The organism is Actinomadura sp. 6N118 (genome assembly GCF_044326415.1).
GTDB lineage: Bacteria > Actinomycetota > Actinomycetes > Streptosporangiales > Streptosporangiaceae > Spirillospora.
The window spans coordinates 474,397-497,093 of the sequence record NZ_JBIRAZ010000005.1 but is presented as its reverse complement, the minus strand read 5'-3'; the positions used below and the strand labels follow the sequence as shown (position 1 = coordinate 497,093).

The 22,697-nt window shown below is 69.0% G+C and carries 23 protein-coding genes; 13 read left to right on the top strand and 10 right to left on the bottom strand.

Annotated features, from left to right (window positions below):
* Positions 1–76 precede the first annotated feature (76 nt).
* The 6 genes from ACH34W_RS15920 to ACH34W_RS15895 are packed head-to-tail and all read left to right on the top strand — an operon-like array spanning position 77 to position 6,322.
* Entirely contained in the window at positions 77–1,441 is a 1,365-nt protein-coding gene (locus ACH34W_RS15920) for a M24 family metallopeptidase (protein ID WP_395961637.1), read from the top strand.
* The gene (locus ACH34W_RS15915; RefSeq protein WP_395961636.1) at positions 1,438–2,418 is read left to right on the top strand and encodes a thiamine pyrophosphate-dependent dehydrogenase E1 component subunit alpha; all 981 of its coding nucleotides are present in this window, start codon (positions 1,438–1,440) and stop codon (positions 2,416–2,418) included. The genes ACH34W_RS15920 and ACH34W_RS15915 overlap by 4 nt, the downstream gene beginning before the upstream one ends.
* Positions 2,406–3,389 carry an alpha-ketoacid dehydrogenase subunit beta gene (locus ACH34W_RS15910; RefSeq protein ID WP_395961635.1) on the top strand — a complete coding sequence of 328 codons (984 nt, stop codon included), beginning with the start codon at positions 2,406–2,408 and terminating at the stop codon, positions 3,387–3,389. The genes ACH34W_RS15915 and ACH34W_RS15910 overlap by 13 nt, the downstream gene beginning before the upstream one ends.
* 25 nt (positions 3,390–3,414) lie before the next feature.
* The gene (locus ACH34W_RS15905; RefSeq protein WP_395961634.1) at positions 3,415–4,767 is read left to right on the top strand and encodes an amidohydrolase family protein; all 1,353 of its coding nucleotides are present in this window, start codon (positions 3,415–3,417) and stop codon (positions 4,765–4,767) included.
* Positions 4,764–5,642, top strand: a complete 879-nt coding sequence (locus ACH34W_RS15900) for a cupin domain-containing protein (protein WP_395961633.1) — start codon at positions 4,764–4,766, stop codon at positions 5,640–5,642. Before ACH34W_RS15905 ends, ACH34W_RS15900 begins: the two co-directional genes overlap by 4 nt.
* Positions 5,639–6,322, top strand: coding sequence for an SDR family NAD(P)-dependent oxidoreductase (locus ACH34W_RS15895; protein WP_395961632.1), 684 nt, complete (start codon positions 5,639–5,641; stop codon positions 6,320–6,322). Before ACH34W_RS15900 ends, ACH34W_RS15895 begins: the two co-directional genes overlap by 4 nt.
* 78 nt (positions 6,323–6,400) lie before the next feature.
* On the opposite strand, the gene ACH34W_RS15890 is transcribed toward ACH34W_RS15895, so the two are convergent.
* From ACH34W_RS15890 to ACH34W_RS15875, 4 genes are all read right to left on the bottom strand, one after another.
* Positions 6,401–7,285, bottom strand: coding sequence for a hypothetical protein (locus ACH34W_RS15890; protein WP_395961631.1), 885 nt, complete (start codon positions 7,283–7,285; stop codon positions 6,401–6,403).
* Positions 7,286–7,431: 146 nt separating this feature from the next.
* Positions 7,432–8,004 (bottom strand): GNAT family N-acetyltransferase, encoded by a 573-nt coding sequence (locus ACH34W_RS15885; RefSeq protein ID WP_395961630.1) that lies wholly within the window; start codon positions 8,002–8,004, stop codon positions 7,432–7,434.
* A gap of 5 nt (positions 8,005–8,009) precedes the next feature.
* Positions 8,010–9,458: a helix-turn-helix domain-containing protein gene (locus ACH34W_RS15880; RefSeq protein WP_395961629.1), complete on the bottom strand. Its 1,449-nt coding sequence runs from the start codon at positions 9,456–9,458 to the stop codon at positions 8,010–8,012.
* A gap of 203 nt (positions 9,459–9,661) precedes the next feature.
* Positions 9,662–10,843, bottom strand: a complete 1,182-nt coding sequence (locus tag ACH34W_RS15875) for an MFS transporter (protein ID WP_395961628.1) — start codon at positions 10,841–10,843, stop codon at positions 9,662–9,664.
* Between the two features lie 56 nt (positions 10,844–10,899).
* Here ACH34W_RS15875 and ACH34W_RS15870 point away from each other — a divergent pair, with 56 nt between their 5' ends.
* Both ACH34W_RS15870 and ACH34W_RS15865 read left to right on the top strand, forming a co-directional pair.
* Entirely contained in the window at positions 10,900–11,433 is a 534-nt protein-coding gene (locus ACH34W_RS15870; RefSeq protein ID WP_395961627.1) for a CGNR zinc finger domain-containing protein, read from the top strand.
* Positions 11,434–11,667: 234 nt separating this feature from the next.
* Positions 11,668–12,390 (top strand): DUF3800 domain-containing protein, encoded by a 723-nt coding sequence (locus tag ACH34W_RS15865; protein WP_395961626.1) that lies wholly within the window; start codon positions 11,668–11,670, stop codon positions 12,388–12,390.
* A gap of 406 nt (positions 12,391–12,796) precedes the next feature.
* Here the strand turns inward: ACH34W_RS15865 and ACH34W_RS15860 are convergent, their stop codons facing one another.
* The 3 genes from ACH34W_RS15860 to ACH34W_RS15850 form a co-directional block, all read right to left on the bottom strand.
* A complete protein-coding gene (locus ACH34W_RS15860) occupies positions 12,797–14,305 on the bottom strand; it encodes a trypsin-like serine peptidase (RefSeq protein WP_395961625.1) in 1,509 nt (502 codons plus the stop codon).
* Between the two features lie 180 nt (positions 14,306–14,485).
* Positions 14,486–14,692, bottom strand: a complete 207-nt coding sequence (locus ACH34W_RS15855; protein WP_395961624.1) for a hypothetical protein — start codon at positions 14,690–14,692, stop codon at positions 14,486–14,488.
* A 168-nt stretch (positions 14,693–14,860) separates the two neighbouring features.
* Positions 14,861–15,859 (bottom strand): zinc-binding dehydrogenase, encoded by a 999-nt coding sequence (locus ACH34W_RS15850; RefSeq protein WP_395961623.1) that lies wholly within the window; start codon positions 15,857–15,859, stop codon positions 14,861–14,863.
* 110 nt (positions 15,860–15,969) lie between these two features.
* On the opposite strand from ACH34W_RS15850, the gene ACH34W_RS15845 reads away from it, so the two are divergent.
* A complete protein-coding gene (locus ACH34W_RS15845; protein WP_395961622.1) occupies positions 15,970–16,584 on the top strand; it encodes a TetR/AcrR family transcriptional regulator in 615 nt (204 codons plus the stop codon).
* 112 nt (positions 16,585–16,696) lie between these two features.
* Here ACH34W_RS15845 and ACH34W_RS15840 read toward each other — a convergent pair whose 3' ends face one another.
* On the bottom strand, positions 16,697–17,977 hold the full coding sequence (locus ACH34W_RS15840; RefSeq protein ID WP_395961621.1) for a serine hydrolase domain-containing protein: 1,281 nt from the start codon (positions 17,975–17,977) through the stop codon (positions 16,697–16,699).
* 189 nt (positions 17,978–18,166) lie between these two features.
* Between ACH34W_RS15840 and ACH34W_RS15835 the strand changes: the two genes are divergently transcribed.
* Both ACH34W_RS15835 and ACH34W_RS15830 read left to right on the top strand, forming a co-directional pair.
* Positions 18,167–19,378, top strand: a complete 1,212-nt coding sequence (locus ACH34W_RS15835) for a sensor histidine kinase (protein ID WP_395961620.1) — start codon at positions 18,167–18,169, stop codon at positions 19,376–19,378.
* Positions 19,375–20,115, top strand: coding sequence for a response regulator (locus ACH34W_RS15830; protein WP_395961619.1), 741 nt, complete (start codon positions 19,375–19,377; stop codon positions 20,113–20,115). Before ACH34W_RS15835 ends, ACH34W_RS15830 begins: the two co-directional genes overlap by 4 nt.
* 118 nt (positions 20,116–20,233) lie before the next feature.
* Here the strand turns inward: ACH34W_RS15830 and ACH34W_RS15825 are convergent, their stop codons facing one another.
* Positions 20,234–20,632, bottom strand: a complete 399-nt coding sequence (locus ACH34W_RS15825; RefSeq protein ID WP_395961618.1) for a peptidase inhibitor family I36 protein — start codon at positions 20,630–20,632, stop codon at positions 20,234–20,236.
* Positions 20,633–20,942: 310 nt separating this feature from the next.
* On the opposite strand from ACH34W_RS15825, the gene ACH34W_RS15820 reads away from it, so the two are divergent.
* On the top strand, positions 20,943–21,443 hold the full coding sequence (locus tag ACH34W_RS15820; protein WP_395961617.1) for a hypothetical protein: 501 nt from the start codon (positions 20,943–20,945) through the stop codon (positions 21,441–21,443).
* Positions 21,444–21,584: 141 nt separating this feature from the next.
* On the opposite strand, the gene ACH34W_RS15815 is transcribed toward ACH34W_RS15820, so the two are convergent.
* On the bottom strand, positions 21,585–22,106 hold the full coding sequence (locus tag ACH34W_RS15815) for an EF-hand domain-containing protein (RefSeq protein ID WP_192809802.1): 522 nt from the start codon (positions 22,104–22,106) through the stop codon (positions 21,585–21,587).
* Positions 22,107–22,226: 120 nt separating this feature from the next.
* Here ACH34W_RS15815 and ACH34W_RS15810 point away from each other — a divergent pair, with 120 nt between their 5' ends.
* On the top strand, positions 22,227–22,508 hold the full coding sequence (locus tag ACH34W_RS15810) for a hypothetical protein (RefSeq protein ID WP_395961616.1): 282 nt from the start codon (positions 22,227–22,229) through the stop codon (positions 22,506–22,508).
* Positions 22,509–22,697 lie beyond the last annotated feature (189 nt).

The following is a 22,697-nucleotide window of genomic DNA, read 5'->3' as shown; positions in this document are numbered from 1 at the left end:
CCAAGGAATGTCCAACGCTATTGACAGCAGTGTTCAGTGATACTTCACTCGAAATCACGCTGGGAGGTGACCCACCATGGCGATCAAGACCTTCGGGCCGAACGCCGTCGACTGGGAAGAACGCGTGGACCTCGATCGGCTCCGCCGCGACCGGCTGACCAGGCTGCGCGCCGAACTCGCCCGCTCCGACCTCGGCTCGGTGCTCTCGTTCGACTTCGCCAACATCCGCTACATGACGGCCACGCACATCGGCACGTGGGCCATGGACAAGCTGATCCGCTTCGCGCTGCTCACCCGGGAGGGCGACCCGGTCATCTGGGACTTCGGGTCGGCCGCGCGCCATCACCAGATGTACAACCCGTGGCTGGGCGACGGGGCGCGCGCGGGGATCTCCACGCTGCGCGGCGCGTTCCACCCGGAGGCGGGCATCGCCGCCGACGTGGCACGCAAGGTCGCCACCGTGCTGCGGGAGCACGGCCTGGCCGACGCGCCGCTGGGCGTCGACGTCGTCGAGCCGCCGGTGCTGTTCGCGCTGCAGGACGAGGGCATCGAGGTCGTCGACGGGCAGCAGGTGTTCCTGGAGGCCCGCCGCGTCAAGACCCGTGACGAGATCGCGCTGCTCACCCAGGCGTGCTCGATGGTGGACGCGGCCTACGAGGAGCTGTACGGGTTCCTGCGCCCCGGCGTCCGCGAGAACGAGTGCGTCGGTCTGGTCAGCAAGGTGCTCTACGACCTGGGCAGCGAGTACGTCGAGGGCGTCAACGCGATCTCGGGCGAGCGCTGCTCCCCGCACCCGCACGTCTACAGCGACCGGCTCATCCGTCCCGGCGACCCGGCGTTCTTCGACATCCTGCACAGCCATCTGGGCTACCGCACCTGCTACTACCGCACGTTCGCGGTCGGCAGCGCGTCGCGGGCGATGCGCGACGCGTACACGCGCTGCCGCGAGTACATGGACGAGGCGATCTCGCTGGTCAAGCCCGGCGCGACCACGGCCGACATCGTGTCGGTCTGGCCGCGCGCGCAGGAGTTCGGGTTCGCCGACGAGACCGCCGCGTTCGCGCTGCAGTACGGCCATGGCGTCGGCCTGTCGATCTGGGAGAAGCCGATCTTCAGCCGTCTCGTCTCGCTGGACCATCCCGAGGTGCTGGAGCCGGGGATGGTGTTCGCGCTGGAGACGTACTGGCCCGCGTCCGACGGCTGGTCGGCGGCCAGGATCGAGGAGGAGGTCGTCGTCACGGTGGACGGCTGCGAGGTCATCACCAAGTTCCCCGCCGAGGATCTGCTGGTGGCCGGGCGCCGCTACTGGACCGCGTCCGGCCCTCTCGACACGCTGCGCGAGGCCGAGTCGCACCTCAACCGTCCGAACGATGGCTCGCACCTCGACCGGCAGGACGAGGACTCGCACCTCAACCGGCCGAACGGGGGAGGCCCGCAGTGATCCGGGCCGAGGAGCTGCTGGGCCTGTACGAGCAGATGGCGCTCATCCGCCGTACCGAGAAGGCCGTGCACGACCTTTTCATGGCGGGGCTCGTCAAGGGCACGACGCACCTGGCGGCCGGGCAGGAGGCGGTGGCGGTCGGCGCGTCCGCCGCCCTCCGGCCCGACGACTACGTGTTCGCTACGTACCGCGGCCACCACCACGCCATGGCCCGGGGCGCGAGCGCCGAAGAATGCCTGGCCGAGCTGATGAGCAAGGCCACCGGGCTATGCCGGGCCAAGGGCGGCTCGATGCATCTGACCAAGGCGTCGGCCGGGATGCTCGGCTCGTACGCCATCGTGGGCTCGCATCTGCCGATGGCGGCGGGCGCGGCCTGGTCGGCGAAGCTGCGCGGCACCGGGCAGATCGCGGTGGCGTTCTTCGGCGACGGCGCCACCAACATCGGGGCGTTCCACGAGGCGCTCAACCTGGCGGCGGTGTGGTCGCTGCCCGTGGTGTTCGTCTGCGAGAACAACTTCTACATGGAGTACACGCCGATCGGGCGGGTGACGGCGGTGGCCAACCCGGCGGCCGACCGCGCGCCCGCGTACGGGCTGCAGGGCGAGGTGATCGACGGCAACGACGTGACCGTGGTCGCCGAGGCCGTGTCGCGCGCGGCGGGCCGCGCCCGCGACGGCGGCGGCCCGTCGCTGATCGAGGCGCACACCTACCGGCACTACGGGCACAGCCGCACCGATCCGGCCAAGTACCGGCCGGGGGAGGAGGTCGAGCGGTGGCTCAAGCACGACCCGCTCGACATCGCCCGGTCGCGGCTCGAGGCCCTCGGCGTCCCGGCCGGCGCGGTCGCGGAGGCCGACTCACGTGCCCGGGAGACGGTCGAGGCGGCGGTCACGGCCGCCAAGGAGGCACCGGGCGCGGATCCCGCCGAGGCGTTCACGGACGTATGGGCCGACGGAGGCGCGGCATGGCGGACGTGATCACTTATCGGGCGGCGGTCGCGGAGGGGATCGCCCGCGAGATGCGCCGCGACCCGGCCGTGGTGTGCCTCGGCGAGGACATCGGCGAGGCCGAGGGCGTCTTCAAGACCACCGCAGGCCTCTACAAGGAATTCGGGCCGGGCCGCGTCTGGGACACCCCGATCTCCGAGCAGGCGATCGCCGGCGCCGCCATGGGCGCGGCCATGACCGGGCTGCGTCCCGTCGCCGAGATCATGTTCAGCGACTTCCTGGCGTGCTGCTGGGACTACCTCGCCAACGAGATCCCCAAGGTCAGGTACATGACCGGCGGGCAGGTCACCGTCCCGCTGGTGGTGCGGACCGCCAACGGCGGCGGGCTCGGCTTCGGCGCCCAGCACTCGCAGGCCGTGGAGAACTGGGCGCTCACCGTGCCCGGACTGAAGATCGCCGCGCCGTCCACCGCCGCCGACGTCATCGGCATGATGGCCGCCGCGATCCGCAGTGACGACCCGGTGGTGTTCTTCGAGCACAAGGGCCTCCTGGCGAGCGAGGGACCGCTGCCTCCGGACGACCACGTTGTCGAACTCGGCCAGGCGAACGTTCTGCGTCCCGGCGACGACCTCACGATCGTCGCGCTCGCCTCCACCGTGCCCACCGCCCTGGCCGCCGCCGACCGGCTCGCGGCGCAGGACGGCGTCCACGCCGAGGTCGTCGACCTGCGCTGTCTCGTGCCGCTCGACATGGCCGCCGTGCTGCGGTCGGTCGAACGCACCTCCCGCCTTCTGATCGTCGAGGAGAACCCGTACCAGGGCGGCTGGGGCGCCACCGTCGCCTCGATCGTCGCCGACGAGGGCTTCGAGCTGCTCGACGCGCCCGTCCGCCGGGTCGCCGCCGCCTGCGTTCCGCTGCCGTTCGCGGACGCCCTGGAGAACGAGGTGATCCCGACCGTCGACAAGGTCACCGAGGCCGCACAGGCCCTCATCCGCTACTGATCCCATCCCATTTCTGGAGGCGGCCATGACTCATCGCATGCTTCTCCGAGGCGGCCACGTGCTCACCATGGACCCGGCCCTGGGCGACCTGCCCGTCGGGGACGTCCTGATCGAGGACGACACGATCGCGGCCGTGGACCGGCGGATCGACGCCGACGTCGACGCCGAGGTGATCGACGTCGGCGGACGCATCGTCATCCCCGGTTTCGTCGACACCCACCGGCACACGTGGGAGGCGGCCATCCGCGGCTGCGCGCCCAACGCCACCCTGGACGACTATTTCGTCGAGGTGCTCGACACGTTCGCGCCCGTCTACGCGCCGGAGGACGTCTACGCGAGCAACCTCGCCGGGGCCCTCGAATGCCTGAACGCCGGCATCACCACGCTCGTCGACTGGTCCCACATCAACAACACACCGGACCATCCCGACGCCGCGATCCGTGGCCTGCAGGAGGCCGGGATACGGGCGCAGTACGCGTACGGGTCCGCCAACACCTCGCTGGCGGACTACTGGTTCGAGAGCAAGCTGGTCATCCCGAAGGAGGACGTGGAGCGGGTCCGCAGCACGTACTTCTCCTCCGACGGCGGCCTGCTCACCATGGCGCTCGCCACGCGCGGCCCCGGCTTCTGCGTCGACGACGTCGTACGCGCCGAATGGGCCCTCGCCCGCGAGCTGGACATCCCCATCACCGTCCACGTCGGAATGGGCCGGCTGGCGGGGCGCTTCGGCATGGTCAAGCAGCTGGACGCACTCGGCCTCCTCGGCGCCGACACGACCTTCATCCACTGCTGCTACTTCTCCGACGAGGAATGGCGGCTGGTCGCCGACAGCGGCGGCACCATCTCCATCGCACCCCAGGTCGAGCTACAGATGGGCCACGGCTGGCCGCCCGTCATGAAGGCCATCGAGAACGGGCTGCGGCCCAGCCTGTCCATCGACGTGGTCACCACCGTCCCCGGCGACATGTTCACCCAGATGCGCGCGGCGTTCGGCGCGGAACGCGCACGGGTCAACGCGGCCTGCTGGGAGGCCGACACACCCGTCCCGGAATCCATGCTCACCGCCCGCCAGATGCTGGAGATGGCCACCGTCCACGGCGCGCACGTCGCCGGGCTCGAAGACCGCACCGGCTCCCTGACGCCCGGCAAGCAGGCCGACATCGTGGTCCTGGACGCCTCGTCGCTGAACATGGCGCCCGTCCATGACCCGGTCGCCGCCGTCACCCTGTGCGCCGACGTCTCCAACGTGGAGACCGTCATCGTGGGCGGGACCGTCCGCAAGCGCGACGGCCGCCTGCTGGCCGACGTCGACCGGGCGCGCGGCCTCGTCGAGTCGTCCCGCGATCGTGTGGTCGCCGCCGTGGAGAGCAAGCCATGACAGCACGACACCTCGTGAGCCGGGCTGCGGAGGCCGACTTCGCCGCCCGTGCCCCCGGCTGTCGCGTGTGGGCCGCCGTCGGGGAGCAGACCGGCGCCGTGCATACCGGCTTCGAAATCTGCGAACTGTCGCCAGGCGGGGCGTTGGCCGCGCACATGCACTCGTTCGAGGAGTCCTTCTTCATGCTGGAAGGCTCGGCGGTCCTCACCACACCGGAGGGCTCCGTCCGGCTGACTCCGGGCGACTACGGCATCGTCCCTGTCGGCGTGCCCCACACCTGGCAGAACGACGACGACGCACCGTGCCGCTGGGCGGAGATGCAGGCGCCGCAGCCCCGATCGCGCTACGACGACGACACGTTCCCCGTGCCCTCGCCTGCGATGTCGGCCCCAGTCCCAGTGGACGTCCGCGACCCTCGGACGCGCCGTTACGGGCACATCGAACCCGCCAACATGGACCCGGACAAGCAGACCCAGGACGTCCTGGCCGTCTCGGCGAGCATGCGCACCGCCCTGCTCGTCTACAGCGGCATCACGGTCAAGATGATGGTCGACGGCGACCTCGGCGCCCGGCTGTCGACGATGTTCATGGTCCAGTACGACCCCGAGGGGGTGGCGGGCCCGCACGACCACCCGTTCGAGGAGACCTACCTCATCCTCGAGGGCAGCACCGAAGCGGTCTTCGACGGCGAACGCCACCTCCTCGGCCCCGGCGACATCGCCTGGGCGGGCGCCGGATGCGTCCACTCCTTCACCAACGCGGGACCCGGACGCGTGCGCTGGCTGGAGACGCAGGCACCGCAACCCCCGTCCCGCCACTCCTACAGATTCGTCCGCGACTGGGAGCCGCTGCGCACCGAAGGGACAGGCCAATGACCACCATCGTGATCGTCGGAGGCACCTCCGGCATCGGCCACGAACTCGCCCGCCACTACGCCGCGGAGGGCGCCGACGTCGTCATCACCGGGCGGGACGCCTCGCGCGCCGCCACCTCCGCGAAGGAGTTCGACGGCGCCCGCGGCGTCGCGTTCGACCTGACCCGGCCCCACGAGATCGCACCCGCGCTCACCGGCGTCGAGCACGTCGACCACCTCGTGCTCACCGCGATCGACCGCGACCACAACACCGCCGCCGACTACCGCCTCGACGGCGCGCAGCGCCTGGCGACCCTGAAACTGGTCGGCTACACCGAAGTGGTCCACGCGCTCCTTCCCCGCATGAGCCGCGACGCGTCGATCGTCATCTTCGGAGGCCTGGCCAAGGACCGCCCCTACCCGGGCTCCACCACGGTCTCCACCGTGAACGGCGCGGTGATGGGACTCGTCCACACCCTCGCCGTGGAACTGGCGCCGATCCGCGTCAACGCCGTTCACCCCGGCATCGTGGGCGACAGCCCCTTCTGGCGCGACAAGCCCTTGGACGCCGTCGTTTCCCGAACCCCGCTCGGCCGCCTCGCCACGATGGCGGACGTGGTCGACGCCGTCGCCTTCCTCCTGCGGAACCGCTCCGTCAACGGCGTGAACCTCAACATCGACGGAGGCTGGCTGCTGACCTAAAACCACCGGGATCCCGCCCGACCACAAGACCACCCGGCGCGCTGCCCCGCCCCGGGTCGGCCGTGGCTGGGGGGAGGTTCAGCGTTCGGGGCCGTACGTGGCAAGCATGAGGTCTAGGCGGTTTGCGTATTGGGGACGCCCCAGGTCGTGGTAGGCGCGGGACCAGAGGGGGTGAAGGTCGGGGAGCCGATCGGGGTCTTCGTGGAAGGCGTCGGTCAGTTCCAGCAGGGCGGTGGCCGGGTAGCCCGCGTCCAGCAGTCTGGCGGCTTCTGTGAGGATCTCGTCCAGTTTGGAGGAGCGCAGCAAGAGGCTGTATTCGGCGAAGGCGTCGGCCGGGGCCAGGACCCCGATCCCGTTATCGAATCCGACACCGAAGGTGCTGGGCACGTGTCGCCAGCCGGATGGGACTGCGAGTTCCAAGGGGACGACGACGTCGCGGCCGTCGGGGGTAACGCCGTGTTCGGGGGCCGGGTTTATGTCGAGTTCGGCGGCGAGGCGCGCGATGAGGGAACGGTCGTCGTCGCGAAGGCCATCTTTGCGGAGGCCTAGCGAAAGCATCCATTCCAGGCCGGCGCGGGTGTCCCCGGCGATGACGCGTGCTGCGGGTCGGTGGCCGAAGAGGGCGACCGGGTGGTCGCTGCCCTGCAATTCGGGCGCGGGTATCACCCAGCCGACGCAGATGCCGGTGCCGAGGTGGCCGAACTGAATCAGCTCGGGTGTGGCCCACAGAGGCACGAAATCCCCGCCTCGCGAGGGGCCTGGATAGGTGTGTTCCCAGCCCTTGGGTGCAAGGGGAGCGCAAGCCAGGTCGAACATGAAGTCGTAGTGGGTGATGACGACGCCGTCGTCGTACTGGTCCTCGTCGGTGAAGGCGTGTTCCCAGGCGATGTCGATCAGCTTGGCGAGCGCTGGCGGCGTGGGGAAGGGGAACAGGTCGTCGACCCAGGGCGGAGGCGTAGTCATGATGATCAAGCTTAGGGACGAACCTCGCGGTCTGGCTGCGATCGCCAGGATGAGGGACAAGCGTCCTTGATCATGATTTCTTGGCGGCTGTCGGCGGGCGGGCTTGAGGCGCCGACAACGAGCAGGTCGGGCACTTGACGTACGGGTCAGGCCGACCCCAGCGGGAGCGGCAGGATCAGCACGTCCATGAGCGGCGCGTGCGCGACCGCTGGCCGTAGTTCGGCGGCCTTCCGCCATCCCCACCGCCGGTAGGCCTGGTACGCCGTGGTGTTCTCCGGCCGTACCAGCAGCGTCGCGCGTTGCTCGGTGCGGCCGGCGAGAAGTTCGTCGTGCAAGGCGTGCCCGATGCCCTGCCCGGCGGCGCCCTGCCGGACCATGAGCTCGGAGAACGCGAACGTGCGGTGCCCGTCCTCACGCGTGAAGCCGGGTTCGGGCTCGGGGTCCAGACCGCGCCACCACCCGGTGTCGGCGCCGAGTGGCCAGCCCCACGCCTGCCCGACCGGCTGACCGTCCAGGTGAGCGAGGACGAGGTCGAACCCGGTCCGCTGAACGTAGGCGTCAAACCTTCTCAGGAACTCGTCCAGGGAGTCGAACACGCTGCCCGCCTCGACCTTGTCGGCGCGGGCGTCCTGGTCGATCTCGCCCACCAGGTCCCGCAGCCGGTGGGCGGCGGGCCCGTCGAAGTGTTCGAACGTCACCTTGGCCACGAGCGTCTCCAAGTCGGTCAGGCTGACAGCGTCTGGGCGGCGCCGTCAAAGCGGATGCGGAACTCTTCGCTCGACGGCCCGGCGCCAACCGCTGCCCGGACCGGCCGGAGTTTGTTCAAGACCCGCGTTGAGGTCATCGTGCCCCCGTCCAGGTCCGGCAGCAGCTGCAGGCCCTCATCGATGGCGGCGGCGCGGTCACCCCCGTCCAGCAGTGCACCCGCGAGCGCGGCCCGATAGAACGCGCGGTCCCGCGGCGAGCGTTCGGCATCGCCGACGACATCGCGGAACAGGTCTGCGACCTTGCCGCCGCCCAGACGCTGCAGGCCCATCGCCTCGTACCCGGTGATCTCCGAAGCGGTGATGAACCGGCCCCAGGCCGGATCACTGCTGTGCTCACCGCGGTCCAGCTCGCGGCGCGCTGCACAGATCGCAGCCCGGAAGCCGGTCGCGTCGCCGAGCTGGGCATGCGCCTTGCGGAGCTCAACCACCGCGTGCAGCTTCGGCGACGGGTCATGCCGGGCATGGCTACCGGCCCGCTCGGCCAGCCGTAGTGCTTCCCGCGCGGTTCCGCGATGCTGCGTCACGCTCGCCAGGTGGATGGATTGCTGCGCCATGTTGGCGAACACATGCGCGGCGAGCTGGTCATCGCCCACGCTGCCAGCGAGTAGCGCGGCCTCGCCGTACAGCCAGCGGGCGAGGCGTTGATCGCCCGAGTCGTAGGCATGCCAGCCCGCCACAAGGCCCAGATCGGCCGTCAGCGCGAGCAGCTCACGGCCGTGCTCCGCGTTGTAGTCGCTGCCGTCCAGCATCGCGCGGGCCCCGCTGACCCAGCCGACCGCCTCACCGAGGATGGCGCGTCCGCCGACGGTACGGCCGCGGCGGCGTAGCTGGTCGATGCTGGCGCGCAGCACCTGCAGGTGCGCGCGCCCGATTTGCGGTGGCGGTGCCGAAGTTGGCAGGGCCAGCCCAGCGAGCACGCCGATGGCGAGTCCATGGAACTCTCGCCGCTGCACGTCCTGCTCTCCTGTTACGTCCACGACACTGCCGCCGACATCGTCGCCAACGTTCAGTCTCGCATCCGCTTTACCCGCTATGAGCGGTGTCAGTGCCTCGCGAGGCATGCCCACCGCGTCTACCAGGGCGAGTAGTTCGCGGATATCGAAGAACGTCGCGCGCTGCCCGCGTTCGGCGAGTGAGATCGTCGCCTGGCTCTTTCCGACCAGCAGGCCAAGGTCATCCTGCGACAGCCCCGCGGCTGCACGCAACAGCGCGAGCACCGCAGCGATGTCGGCGCGGGCCAGCGCAGCGCGCATCGCTGACGAATCCCAGAGCCACCGCGGCGTGATGCCCGAGGCGTCGCGGGCTGCCTGCTGGCACGCTGCGCACAGCGGCTCAGAGTTGTAGCGCGACAGCCACGTCTCGCAGCAGGACACGCACACTCTCGCCGCCGCGTCCGCGCTGCCCATGCCCGGTCTCCCGCCCGGTCGATGTCCTGCCTGTGCCCGCTGGTGCTGTGACCGCGCGGACCCGCCGCGTAGCCGCGCGTACGCGGTGGGCGGCTGAGACTCGTCAGCCGCCCAACGAGGAATGGTCGCGGGACTTCCCGCGGACCGGCGGCGAGCAATCCGGTTGAGCCGGAGAGTGCGCCGCCGGGCGGGCCGGTCGAGCCTCAGACGCGGACGTCACCATGCGAAACGACCACGGCGTCTTGCATCCGCCGGGTGCACCAGGCATAACTCAGTACGGCGAGGAGTTGGACTGCGGCGGCGGTCAGCAGCGTTGCCGGCAGTGACCAGACGGCGATCGGCCCGGCGATGGCGGCTCCCAGGGCGAAGCCGGTGATCTTCAAGCTTGCCCCGGTGATGAAGATCTGGGCGCGCAGCCCTTCGGGCGCCTCTCGATGCCGCACTGCGAACAGAGCCGTCAACTGTGGGCCCTCGGCCAGCCCCGCGACCACGGCGGCGACGAGGACCAGCACCGGATGGACCGTCGCCGCCAGCAGCAGGGCGACGGCGATCACGAGTGTGCTGCACCACAGGATCGTGTCGGGGACGATTGGCCGTGTGCGCCGGGAGAGCGCCATGTTGGCCGCCAGGGCCGAGGCGGCGATGCCCGAAATCAGAATCGCCCCGTGGCCCGGCGATCCGAACGCCCGCGCGCCCAGTAGCGGACTGCAGGCGATCAACATGCCCTGACCCGCACACGAGATCACCGAGGTCGTCGTGGCCCGGAGCAGTGCCCGTCCACGCACGATGACTCGGATCCCATCGATCACCGGCATGCCGGGCGCCGCTGACGCCGGTCGCGCGGCGGGCAACAGGCGCGCGGCGGGGAGGGCGAGGAGGATCAGGGCGGCGGAGACGATGACGCCGGCGTGGGCTCCGGCCAGTCCCGCGAGCGCAGGGCCGGTCAAGCCGGCGAGGTTGAACGTCATGGCGTCGAGTGCGCTGGCGCGTGGCAGATCGTCGGGGTGGACCACGCGGGGGAGTTGTGCCGTCCAGCCGCCGGTCAGAGCGGGTCCCAGCAGCCCCGCTCCCACGGCGATCAGGACCGCGACCGCGAGGGGGACGCGTCCCAGGATCGCCTGGATCACCACGAGCGCCGAGGCGTAGAAGATGAGCGTCCCGGCCAGCAGCCGGCCTGGCCTGGACGTCCTGTCGAGCAGCACGCCGACGAGCGGCCCGCCCACCGCAGCCGGGATCGTGATGGCGGCCAGCAACGACGATCCCGTCAATGCCGATCCGGTGACCGCCATTCCGGCCAGCAGCAGGGCCGGGCCTGACATCTCGTCGCCGGTCCGTGCTGCGGCCGCGCCGGCGGCGTATCCCCATCTGTGGTAACGCGTTCTCATCCATAACACGTTACGGATGTAACTCAAACTTTCACAAGATGCGTTACATTGGAGTGGTGTCACACAGCCACTCGGTACGCGCGGTCGCCCAGCGGACGGCCGCGCTCATCAACGTCGTGAGCCTCGAAGCCACCACACCGGACGCGGTCGCCGAAGTGTTGCGCGCACACGGCGAAACCGGGCTCATCGAGGTGTCGCCACACGACGTCGCCGAGATGCGCACGGCCGCCACCATGCTCGGCCAGATCTTCGCCGCCCGCGACGTCGACGAGGCGGCATCGGCGCTGAACGGCCTCCTGCGGCGCAATGTCGGCGCGCTGCGACTCACCTCCCACGATGACCGCAGCCCATGGCATCCGCATCTGGACAGCCATGACGATGCACCGTGGGGGGAGTGGTTCCTGGCTTCGTCCTGCCTGGCTCTCGCCGTCCTCATCTGGGATCACCAGCGCCCGCCCGGTGGGGTGTGCGCATCGCCGAACTGCCAGAACGTCTATCTCACGGTGGGCAGCGGCCCTCCCCGCCGTTACTGCTCCCGCCGCTGCGCGACCCGCGAACGGGTGGCCGCATATCGACGTTCCCACACCTGATTTCCAGAGGGGCCGGCACCCGGCACGAGCACCTGCCCAACGACATCACCGACCGTCGCGAGATCGCGCCGGTCGCCGGTCGCGACACCACGGCCCGTTCCGCTCCGCTTCCGCTACACGCGGTGCACAGGACAGTACTCTTCCCCAGGGCCCTCGCCCAGCCGGCACCGTCGCCCCAGGCCACCGCGACCGATGAGCTGAGCCCCGATGACATCAACCTCAAGCACACCAGACATGCCCAAGACGCCCGCGGCCGCACCGGCCGTGGCCGGCCCGGCAGCAGTGCGCTTGTATTACGTTGACGACTCCGGCGCCCACGACACGGGGTACGTCGTCTATGCCTGGATCGAGCTGGGCATCCAGCACTGGCGCGGGGTGCTGCGGCACTGGCTGGACATGCGCAAGCAGATGTACGCCAACTACAAGATCCCCCCGGCCGCCGAGTTGCACGCCACCAAGCTGGTCGGCGGCCGCGGCGAGCCGTCCACCGACCCCAGGGTCAACGCCTCCAAGTGGGAGCGCCGGCGGGTGGTCCAGGTGGCCCTGCAGACCATCGGCTCCACGCCAGGGCTGCGGGTCGGCACCATCTACCGGGTCACCACCGCCACCGGCCGCGGCTACGCCCGGGAACGCGACGAGGTGTACAGGCGGCTTGTGGACCACCTTGACACCCGGCTGGGCGCGGCCGGTGAACTCGGCATGATCTTCATGGACGGTGACGGCACCGCAGGCGGCTACTACAACGCGCACCGCGGCATGAAACTCGCTTATCGCAGCATCGTGGAAGACCCGTTGTTCCAGTGCTCTGGCCGCTCACAGCTGGTCCAGATGGCCGACTTGGTGGCGTGGACCTCCTATCAGGCACTGTTGCGCCACCCTGGCAAGAGGTACGCCTGGGACTGGTACGACGCCCATCTGAGGGCCTCCGACATCAACGGCGGCCCCGTGAGCTGCTGACGACATGCCGCCCCGCCCAACCCGGCCCATGGCCTCAAAGGGCCAGAAAAGAAGCTAGACCCGCTGGTCCACGAGTGTGGGGCGGGTCCGCGTTCGCAATATAACACACTCACCCCAGGCACTCGCAGGACCGAGCGCCAGTGTCCCGTCTCGACCAACCGGGTGTCAGCCCGGGCCGCCGAACTGCCCGGCGCTCAGCGGTGGAGGCCGTTCATGATCCCGACACCGCTCGTCCGTCCGACGGCATGCCGATGGCCTCCCTCGCAGCGCAGGGGCGGGCGACCCTGTTGAATCCCCGTAAGACATGGAGCTGGGCCCTGTCCGGAAGGACAGGGCCCAGCAGGAGAAGTGGTGGCGGCCGGGAGGTCCGCGCCGATGAGCGAGAGTCTCGCGAGACCTTCAGTTTCTAGATGGCCTTGCTCGCGGCGTCGTCGAAGAGGCTCTTGCCGTCGACCCAGTACGAGGCGTAGGAGATGTCGTCGGTGTCGCCGCCTCCCTGGTAGCCGCCCAGCACGCCGAAGATGACCTCGTAGCCGGGGTGGCCCTGCGCAGGGAACTGGCCCACCAGAGCGGTCCCGCTGACACCCTCGGCGTAGCCCTTGCACGGGAAGGTGTAGTGGTAGCTTCCCTTCCCGCCGTTCTCCGAGATGTAGACCAGACGGCTCTGGGTGAAGCACTCCAGAGGGCTGTCGAGGGTCTTGGGGTAGCCGGTGACGTGGGTGGGGATCTCCGGGCAGCCGTCGCCGGAGCAGGCGCCGCGCCACGACAGGTCGGTGAGCTTCGCCCGGCCCCATGGCACCACGTCCCCGACGTACTTGCCGTTCTGCGGCTGCAGGGAGATGAACGCGTAGTCGAAGTCGGGGTTGTTGTTCAGCTTGCCCCACCGCTGGTCGTAGTAGATCGTCTTGATCTTCCATGAGCCGTAGGGGGTGGCGCCCTTGTCGTACTGCGGGACGAAGGTCCACCGGTTGAAGATGATGCCGCCCTGCTGGATGCAGTGGGCGGCCGTCGCGATCAGGTTGCGGTGGACGACCGTGGCCGTGCAGCGCTTCTTCACGCCCAGGAAGCTGAAGAACATCGCACCCGCAGCGGGGTCCGTGGCGGCGGCGGCCCGTGCTGTCCGGGCCGGCTCGGAACGGCGCGTTCCCTTGGGGGCGACCTCGGGTGCGTCGAGCGGCTTGGCCTGCCGCATCTCCTCCGTGGTCCAGATCCTGGACCTCTTCGTGGCGTCGATGGTCGCCGCGCCCCGGTAGCCGCCCTTGCCGGGGGCCGCGTGGTACGACAGGCCCGCGACGAGCCGGGACGCGTTTCCCTGCCCGAGGCGCAGCACGACCGTGGTGCCGTCGACGCCGAACGAGGCGGGGACCGTTCCGCCCTTGGTGTACTTGGCCCAGGGGGCGTCGAGGTGCCCGACGGGCGTCGCGCCCCGCATGACGTCGAGGCTGCCGTCCGCGTTCCGCGCGATCCGGGCACCTTGCGGAACCGTCAGCGGGAACCGGAACGTCCGCGGACCCACCTTCCCGGCCTCGACCAGGCCCCGAACGGTCCCGTCGACCGTGGTCTGCACCGCTGACCGGAACCCGGTCCCGGGATAGACGACCGTCCCCTTCGCGCTGACGACGGGACGGCCTCCGCCCGGCAGCCCCAGCACCACCGAGCCCGAGCCGCTGTCGACGATGGACACGCCACGGCGGGCGTCCCGCGCGATCCGTACTGTCGTCGTCGAGGCCCACACCTTGTCGCGGGTCGTCGCCGCCCCGACCTCGTTTGCGTCACCGCCGGAGGGCCGGACGAGCCCCTTGACTCCTGTCGCGGCCTCAATCGCCTGCGCCGACGGCTCGTCGGCGTACGAGGGCGCGGGCACCAGGACCGCAGCCACCGCCAGCCCAAAGGCAAGCCCGAGAGATAAACGCATGAGCACCATCTTCCACTTGTGAAACAAAGCTCAAGATCACCCTAAGCGTGCCGCCACCCGCCGCAGGCGAAGAAGACCGAATCCGGACAATCTCCCCTCGGCCCCTCTCAAGACCGGCGGGCTTGCGGCAAAGGCGCTCTGCTCCGACCCCGCCCGGTCCGACCAACAGTGGAGCCGCGCCTAACCCTCTTCCCCGCCCGGCGCGGCCGGGCGGGAGGCGGGGGGCGGTGTGCGTTGACGTTCCATGAGGTGGGCGGCCAGGAGTGCGGCCGAGTAGTCGGCCATGAAGCGCGGCGCGCGTAGCGTGAGCAGTATCCGGTGCACCGCTGTTGCCAGGGCCGGCCACTTGTCAGGGTCACCCTGCTGACTTTGCGCGCGCCCGGCCATGGCACCTCCTTCGGGGGAACGGATCTACCTGAATTCAACCCCCTGAAGTTGCGCATTATTCGAGTGAAGTCCTTACGAGGTTCGAACGTCCGCTGCTCCTCGGTCCGAAGGCAGCTGCATGCCTCGACTTGTCGGTGGGTCGGTCAGTGACCCGTTCGGCGGGTCTGCTCAGGGCAGCAGTGCCAGCTTGCCGATGGTGGCCCGCGCTTCCAGTTCCGCGAGTGCTTTGGGGCCGTCGGCCAGTTCGTAGATGGTGGGCTGGCCGGGGCCGAGCACTCCGGCTGCGAGGAGCCCGAACAGCTGGCCCATGACTTCGCCGAAGATTTGCGGTGCGGCCTGGATCAGGGTGCCGATGTTCAGGCCGATGAGGTGGATCTGGTGCTGGTAGACCAGGTCCCAGTTGGTGATCGCGGCTTCGCCGCCGGCCACGCCGTAGACCACGACCCGGCCGGTGACGCGTTTGGTCGCGGCCAGGCTGGCCTGCAGGGTGGCGCCGCCGACCGACTCCAGCACCAGGTCGGCGCCCGCGCCGCCGGTCAGGCGCAGGACCTTTGCGGCGAGGTCGCCGCCGCGCGAATCGAGGACGTGGTCGGCGCCCAGCGCCCGTACCACCTCGTGCTTGCCTGGCGAGGCCGTGGCGATCACTCTCGCGCCGTAGTGCTTGGCCATCGTCACCGCGGCTTGGCCGGTCCCGCCGGCCGCGGCGTGGATCAGCACGGTCTGCCCCGCGGTGAGGCCGCCCAGTGGCTTGAGCGCCGCCAGCGCCGTTGGCCAGTTCACGACCAGGCCCAGCGCCTGCTCGTCGGCCCAGCCCGCCGGCACCGGGACCGCCGCAGCCGCGGGCAGCACCATGTACTCGGCGAAGGCGCCGCCTCCGATGCCGACGCCGATGACGTGGGTGCCGGGCTCCAGGCCGGTCACCCCCTCGCCGACGGCGGTGACTTCACCGGCGCCCTCGATGCCCGCCAGATACGGCGGCTGCGGACCGCCCGCGAACGTGCCGCGAGCCTGTGAGATGTCGACGAAGTTCACGCCGGCGGCGGTGACCCGGATCAGGACCTCGCCCGGGCCTGGGCTCGGTACCGGCGCGTCGGTGATCAGGCGCAGGTCCTGCGGGCCGTTCAGTGACCTCTGCTGCAGGGCGCGCATGGTGGAGGGGATGCTCATGGCAACCGCCTTCCTATTTGTTTATCGAACGACCAACAAAGCGTGACAGCCACCATAGCGCAGGTCAAGCTATAGTTGATCGAACGATAAACAAATCAGGAGGGACGCGGATGGCTGCTCGCGGCAGGCCGCGCACATTCGACCCGGACACCGCCCTGCGCCAGGCGCTGGACCTGTTCTGGGAACGGGGCTACGAGGGCACCTCGCTCAACGACCTGGCCCAGGCCATGGGCATCGCCTCGGCCAGCATCTACGCCTGCTTCGGCAGCAAGCAGGACCTGTTCCGCAAGGTCATGGCGCTCTACGGCACGACCTCAGGCGAGCCGCCCAGGCGCGCGCTGCGCGAACAGCCGACCGCGCGCGCCGCAATCGAGGCCATGCTGCGCGCCACCGCTGATGAGATCACCCGCCCCGACACACCGCACTACTGCATGCTCATCCTGGCCGCGCCCACCGGCACCATGGAAAACCACGCGGTCCGCGAGTTCCTGGCCGACCGCCGACGCGACCAGCTCACCACCATCAAAGACCGGCTCGCCCGCGGCGTCACCGACGGCGACCTCAGCGCACCGCCCGCCGGCATCGACGCCATCGCCCGCTACTACACCACCGTCGTGCAAGGCCTCTCCATACAAGCCCGCGACGGCGCCACCCGCGCCGACCTGGAAACGGTCATCACCTGCGCGATGGCCGCCTGGGACACCCTCACCTCCGTCGACCGCTGAAGATGCGATGCCCCGGCTCGAACGCACCCTCCGCCCGTACGCACCTTCCGCCCGTACGCACCTTCCGCCCGTACGCACCTTCCGCCCGTACGCACATGACCATGGAAGACCGTCATCGCTGTTTCGCGCAGAGGGCGTTTTCGATCAACGTGCTGGCGGCCTTGTCCTGTCGCATGAAGTTGTCCGGGGAGTCCGTCTGCTCGGTGGACATCGAGATCACAACTCCGCGCCGTCCATCGGCGGTGAAGCCGTTCCTGGTCATGTAGCCGCCGAGGTCCCCGCTGTGACCCCAATACTCCCCGCCGCACGGCAACGTACGTGAGAAGAGCCCAAGCCCCGACCGGGCGTCGGGCCAGAGTTCCTTGACGGGACCTTGCACGGGCACGGGTTGGTCTCGCATCTGCGCCAGCCCGGCGGAGTTCAGCAGCCTTCCGCTGAGCAGAGCGCGGAAGAACCGGTCGAGATCGGCGGTCTTGCCGATGTAGCCGTGTGCGGAGTTCGCGTCGATCACGCTGGTGACGTCCACCAGCGGTTCTCCCGCCTTGAACCGCTCGTAGGCGCGGGCGTGCGGGCGGGGGACCGCTGGCGAGGTGTACGGCCACACCATGCCGGTCAGACCGAGTTTGTTGATGATTCGCTGCTCTACCGCCTTGTGCCAGGGCCGGCCGGTGACTCGTTCGATGATCATGCCGAGGAGCAGGTAGCCGGTGCCGGAGTAGTTCCAGGCTCCTTTCTTGCCGGGTTCGAAGTCCGGGGGGTGGCGCATCGCCCGGGCAACGAGCTGTTCGGGGGAGTAGACGTCATAGCGATGCCGGTAGTAGTCCGCCGCTGAGCTGAAAGACGGCATGTCGTCGTGGATCCCGCTCGTGTGCTGGAGCAGGTGCCGGACTGTGATTTTGTTGCCGTCGTTCTTGCCGTGCACCACGCCGGGCAGCCGGCGTTCGACCGTGTCGTCAAGCGAAAGCCTGCCTTCGCCGACGAGCTGCAGGACCACTGTGGCCACGAAGGTCTTGGTGCTGCTGCCGATGCGGAAGTAGCCGTTCGGCGGCACCGGCCGGCCGGTTCTGCGGTCACCGACACCGCTGGTGGCCACGATGTCCGGCCGGCCTTGAGCGGTCACGCGCGCTTGCACGCCGGTCACGCCGAGCGCGCGGATGGCGTCGGCGTCCCGCTGCAGCTCGGCTTTTCCATAGACCGTTCGTACGGCCGGCTCGGCCCCGGCTGCGGGTCGTGTTGTCGTCGATGTCGCGCAGCCGGCGGCCAGGGCTGCCGCCACGATGACGGCGAGCGGCGCCAGCTGTCGCCTGGTCGGCTGAACGATGGTTGAGCGAGGGGCCCGTCTGCCTCGTTCCGGTCCTGTGGCGTTCGGTCGTGTTGTACGGGGTTCGCGCATTGGTCCTCCCGGTCGAGTTGGCGCCGGAGTGTCTCCGGCAGCTATGACATGACCGTAGGAAGAGGGGATGGTCTGCTACATCGCGCTGGGGGAGGGGATCCGCGCACCTTTCGATGCGTCTGGCCGAGTCCCGTGGCCTGCGCGTTTACGCTTACGTGGACGGTTGACGATCACGACGATTTCGGGGCGATGAAGGAATCGGCTAAGGCACTGGCGGCGTACCGCTTCATTGCCACCCATCCACGCGCCGTGGACATCGCGATCGCCTTCGGGGCTACGGTGTTCATGCTGCTGATGTGGCTTGGCGAGCCGTTGCCCGCCGGTGTGGGAACGACCGCGCTGGTGTTCGGGCTGGTGCTCGCCCAGAGCGTGCCGCTGGTGTGGCGGCGGTCGCGGCCGTGGACGGTCATGGTCGCGATCGGTCTCGCGTACATGACGTGTGAGCTGATCGATCCCTCCAATGACGCGTTGTCGGTGTTGCTGGCCTGCTATGCCGTGGCGCGCTACTCGGAGGCGCCCAAGAGTGCCGGGGCCATCGCCGGCATGGCGTTGACGGTTCTGACCCCGGATGCGGTGGGGCCGTGGCTGCGGTCCCAACCGGTCCCCGAGCCCATCGCTATCGAGGAGGCAGTGCCGGCCGTCGTCCTCTCAGCGGCGACCTGGCTGCTGGGCGCGTACCAGCGCCGTATCCACGCCGACGCGGCACGGCTGCGCAGCCTGGCCGGCCGGCTCAGCGCCGAGCAGGAGGTCAGTGCCCGGCGGGCCGTGGCGGCCGAGCGGGCCCGGATCGCGCGGGACATGCACGACCTGGTCGCCCATCACGTCAGCGCGATCGCCCTGCAGGCGCGTGCCACCACCGCGATCCTGCCCGATGACCCTGGTCTGGCCGGTGCGGGAGTGGCGGGAATCGGCAAGGCGGCCGATACCGCGCTGGTGGAGATGCGTGGCCTGCTGCGGCTGCTGGCTGATGATCAGGAGGCCTCCGGGCCGCGCCCCGAGCCGTCGCTGCGCCATCTCGATCAGCTCGTCCAGGAGGCCACCGCCGTCGGCAGCCGGATCGAGGTCACGATGGACGCATCGATCGAGGACGCGGTCGATGCCGTGCCGCGCGGCGTGCAGGTGTCGGCCTACCGTGTCATCCAGGAAGCGCTGACCAATATCGGTAAACACACTGGTCCGACGCAGGTACGGATCAGTCTGCGGCAGGACGCCGGGCGGTTGACGGTCACGATCGAGAACGGTCCTCCCGCACCCGGCCACACGCCCATGCCAGGATCGGGGCTCGGCCTGATCGGAATGCGGGAACGCACAGCGCTGTTCGACGGCGAACTGCGGGCCGGCCCCAGCGGCAATGGCGGCTGGCGCGTGGTGGCCACGTTCCAGCTCACCGAGCCGTCATGAGCGAACAACCCCCGATCAGTGTGCTGATCGCCGACGACCACGAGCTGGTACGGGCCGCGCTGCGCACGATGCTCGGCCGGCGCGCAGACATCCAGGTCGTGGGCGAAGTCAGTGACGGACAGCAGGCGGTGGCGGCGGCCTCCGCGCTGCGACCCGACGTGATCCTCATGGACGTGCGCATGCCCGGCATGACCGGAGTCGAGGCGACCCGCCGGATCCTCGGCGACTGGCCTCATCCTGGTCCGCGCCCACGCGTTCTGGTGTTGACCACGTTCGACCTCGATGAGTACGTGCATGCCGCGCTGCGCGCCGGTGCCAGCGGATTCATCCTCAAGAACAACTCGCCCGATCAGCTCATCGAGGCGATCCGCGTCATCGCCACCGGCGAGGCGATGCTCGCCCCCGCCGTCACCCGGCGACTGATCAACGCCTTCGCCACCCTGCCGCCCACCCTGGTCAGCGGCCAGGCGCGCGCCGCCTCCGAGTCCGACCGCGACCCGGACCGTCCCGGCGCGGCCGATCCGCTCGGCGTATTGACCGAACGCGAACGGTCGGTTGCGCTGCTCGTCGCCGTGGGACTGTCCAACGCGCAGATCGCCCGCCGGCTCAACCTGTCCGAGGCAAGCGTCAAAAGCAGCGTCAACCGGCTTCTCAACAGACTCAACCTGGAAAACCGGGTCCAGGTAGCCATTCTCGTACACAGCACAGGCCTCGCGCCGAAGCAGCCGCCCGCATAACTGACATTAATCATTGCCGGCAGCGCTCCCTGATTGGTCAGCGCCTGCCTTGAATCGCCTGTGTCGGCCTGGCCCGGCAGTCTCGTTCCTGCCCGACGAGGCCGACACTGGCCGGTATTTACTTGCCATCTGCGGTGCGACACAAGCTACACCGCGAGGCAGATCTGATTCCGTTCGGGAGGATTGCTCGTACCTCCTCGCCGGGATCGATGTAGAAGGACCGTCCTGGGTTCGCGCAGGTTCCCTCCGACAGGGTGATGCTTTGAGATTGTCTGTTGTAAGCGGAGTACTTGGGAGGCGTGATGAAGTTGACGCAACTGTTGTCGGGTATTAGGTAAGACCCGCGATTCCCCGAGAAGTAGGAGCCCGACCACACGCACAGTCTGTTTGACGGGCAACTGGGGGCATATGCCGTTTGGGCCGAAGCCGTGGTCGGCGCGGCGTTCGCGGGAACGCTCAGGGGAAGCGCGGCGACCGCTAGCAAGGCCAGCACCGCCAACCTTCTCAGGAACTTCATCGTGCCCCTTCCGTCAGATCCGATCACAGAGATGTGATTCAGAAGCCAAGCAGTCAGCGGCGTCATGATGGATTCAGATCGGCTTCATCCCTGGTCAAGGGCTGGAATGCCGCCTAGTACCGGCGGGGGAGCGAGCGGGACGGGGTTCACCGGTGCGGGGGAGGTGTGCGGTACGAGTGATCGCAAACATGTGAGGGCCAGATGAAGGACCCCTCAAGGAGCGATCAATGAGCACGACCGTCAGCCTCCGGCCCTGCAGGCATTGTCGGCCCGTTCAAAGCGGAGGTCGCCGTTCCGTACGTTGCCGGGCGTGCCCCGGTGGGCGGTGTGGGCGGCGCACGCGGCGGCGCTGGCAGCCATCCCTTCGGGGCTGTGGCGGTTGCCGATGGCGTGGGGTACTTCGATGGGCTTCGATCAGGACTTCATGGACGCACTGCAGGCACCGGGATGGGGTTCGGTCTATGTGATCGTTCTGGGTGTGCTGACCGAGGTGTTCGCGTTCCTCACCCTGGGCCTGGTCCAACCGTGGGGTGAGACGTGGCCGCGCTGGGTGCCGTTCGTGGGTGGTAGGCGCATAAGGCCGCTGGCGGTGGTCGTTCCCGCTGCCCTCGGAGTGGCGGCGGTGATGCTCTACAACGTCGGCTACATCTACACCGCGTTCTTTGCCGGCGCCGACCAGCCCAAGGGGGCAGCGTTGTGGCTGATGAACGCCTGCTACGCCCCGATGCTCGCCTGGCCGCCGTTGCTAGCCGCCGTCACCGTTCACTACTGGCGGCGGCGTAAGGCTGATGCGACAACCGCCACCGTTTGAGCGGGGGATGCCACACACGACCTGTGCGACCGCTGCGCCACGACGTGTGGATGCAAGACAATGCCGTGCGCTAGCGGCCCGACCGACTTGACTTTTATCGACCAATCGCCGATATGTCAGTACTCGGACGGAGCCGCTGCGCTACGACTGGGTCTGTGGGTCTCCGCCGAGGTAGTACCTGCGCCAGGCCTGCTCGTACTCCTCCAGGGAGACGATGCCGTCGCCGTTGAGGTCGATGTCGGCCGCGGTCTGGCGTGCCTCGTCCTCCGGGAGGCCGGCGCTCTGGAGGAACCTCTGCAACTCCGCCAGGTCGACCTGTCCGTCGTCGTTGGCGTCGACCACCGCGAACTCCGCGGCGACCGCGTCGGTGACGCCCTCGGTGAACATCGAGCCCCTGCTCATCCCGCCGTCCATCGCGTTGATGAACTCCTCGCGCGTGATCCGCCGATCCGAGTCGGCGTCGGCGTATTCGCTGATGATCTCCCAGAAGCGCTGGTACGCGGCACGGAGCGCCTGACCCTTCGCCGAGTCGACGGGAATATCGCCCGCGTGAAGCAGCCCATTGGCCAGCGCCGCCAGATCGTTCGCCTCGATCACTCCGTTGCGGTCGGTGTCGAGCAGGTCGAAGCTGCGCCCGTACCAGGGCGCCACGCCGTCGCTCATGTGACTCTCCTTCTCCATGACTGCGGAGAACGTCACCGTATGTTCACGTAGCGTGCCGAGTCTATAGCGCAGAGTGCTCGAATACCTCGGTGGAGCGGTAGTAGTCGTTCCAGCCGAGGCGTGATGGTCCAGTCGGCGCCACCCCAGGTCAGCGAAGACCGCGGGAACGCGACGCACGAGGTAAAGGCCCTCGTCGATGAACTCGTCCAGGTCCGGGCCCGGGTCGAGGGGTCCTGGTCGGCGCTATCGGACACGGACGTCGACGGCCGAGTCAAACTCGGCCGCTGGAACTCCACCGTCGCTGTCGTGGACGTCTCCAACTTTTCCGCTGGCGCCAGCAAAGGCAGCGCCCACATCATCGCCAGATTCCAGAACGTCATAGACCAGACACCCTCGGCTTAAGTTGACATAACGATACTTATCGACCAATCGGCGATATATCGTTTAGTGGTGCAGGGCAATTTGGCTCGGCGACGATGAGGCCGCCTCTCTCGGTGGTTGGCTCGATCCGCCACCCAAGCGCCAGTCACCTACCTGGGGCCCTGGCATTGCTCTCGATCCCACACAACCACGGACGGCTAGATGACTATC